The organism is Pedobacter sp. 01T416_2, assembly GCF_056398925.1.
This window is the reverse complement of the sequence record NZ_JBFTQI010001122.1, coordinates 1-1,333: the sequence shown is the minus strand read 5'-3', so window position 1 is coordinate 1,333 and position 1,333 is coordinate 1. Positions and strand designations below refer to the sequence as shown.

The following is a 1,333-nucleotide window of genomic DNA, read 5'->3' as shown; positions in this document are numbered from 1 at the left end:
ATCTTTGACTGTACAGAAACATAAAACGGCCCTCGTTTGCAACGAGGACTGTTGAGATCCGCATTTGTAATGCAAAATGAACAGTTTAAAGGCGATAAAATCGCCCTTCCCCTCCATCCTCGTTACAAACGAGGACGATAAGCACAGCTTTAAATTAATGCGCTAACAAAATGAATAATCTTTAAACCCTATTCGTTTGTGATATTTTTATTCGTTTTTGCATTATTCTACAAATTGTTAAAATCATTTTTAGCATCCAATACTTTGAGCTGGCTTTACATTTTGTTAGCTGTATTATTTAGTTGTTCCTATTTCAGGTATGTAAACTCAGGGAACAAAAACTGTATACATTCCATTAATATTCAAGTAATTAGTTATATTTAATCAAACCAATAAACTAATTATCATGAAAAAATTATCATCCCTGATTATGGCTACCTTACTTTTTGCAGCATGTGAAAATAAGGAAGCTAAAACTACTGATATGGCAGTAGCAGCAGATAGTACCAAGTACCCCTATACCATTAAACAGGTGCAAAACTGGGAAATGAACCCCGATACAAAAAATGCGGTAACCGCAATGACCCTTATTAAAACATTCGAAAGTTTAGATACAGCCAGTATGAGCAAGGTGCTTGCCGACAGTGTGGCCTTAGACCTGGATGGTTACAAATTTAAGGGGACAAAATCTCAGCTCTTGAAAGAATTACAAGGCGAATTCGACAAAATGAAGAGTTTTAAAATCGACATGCAAGACATGGAATCGGTTGTGAACAAAGATAAAAGTGAAGAATGGGTAAGCCTGTGGTACAACCAGGTGTCTTCGACAAAAGATGGAAAAACCGATACAGTGGCTTTATTTAACGATATTAAATTGAAAAATGGAAAGGTTGTGAGACTATCTGAATATGTTCAGCACCCGATGAAGAAGTAGTTTTTTTAGAAATTACGACAAAACGGGGAAATATTTCCTCGTTTTTTTTGGATTGTTTTTTTTCAATTCTATATTTACACAAAATATTAACGCTCATATTATGGAAAACCAAAGCGAAAGCTTATGTAGTAGCTGCTACAGACCATTTGTTCCTTCAGATACCTATTGCAACAATTGCGGCTTCCCTTTTCAAGGAACCAAAGAAGAAAAAGACCATCACATTGCGAACAGAACCGTTAAGGAGATAGATCTTAGCGATTTGAATAGATCGGTAGAAAGTGCCTGTAATTCGCTGTATTGGATTGCTGGTATCAATGCCGTATCAGCTGTTTTCATTTTCTTTACTGCAGCACCGGAAGATCAGTTTACATTATTAATTATGAATGTAATCCTTGTAGG

At 35.8% G+C, this 1,333-nt stretch carries 2 protein-coding genes; both read left to right on the top strand.

Annotated elements, in window-relative coordinates; translation table 11 throughout:
* Positions 1-406: 406 nt before the first annotated feature.
* Positions 407-934, top strand: coding sequence for a nuclear transport factor 2-like protein (locus AC1DPQ_RS27900; RefSeq protein WP_477611591.1), 528 nt, complete (start codon positions 407-409; stop codon positions 932-934).
* 100 nt (positions 935-1,034) lie between these two features.
* On the top strand, positions 1,035-1,333 hold a 299-nt coding region (locus AC1DPQ_RS27895; protein WP_477611590.1), incomplete at its 3' end, for a hypothetical protein.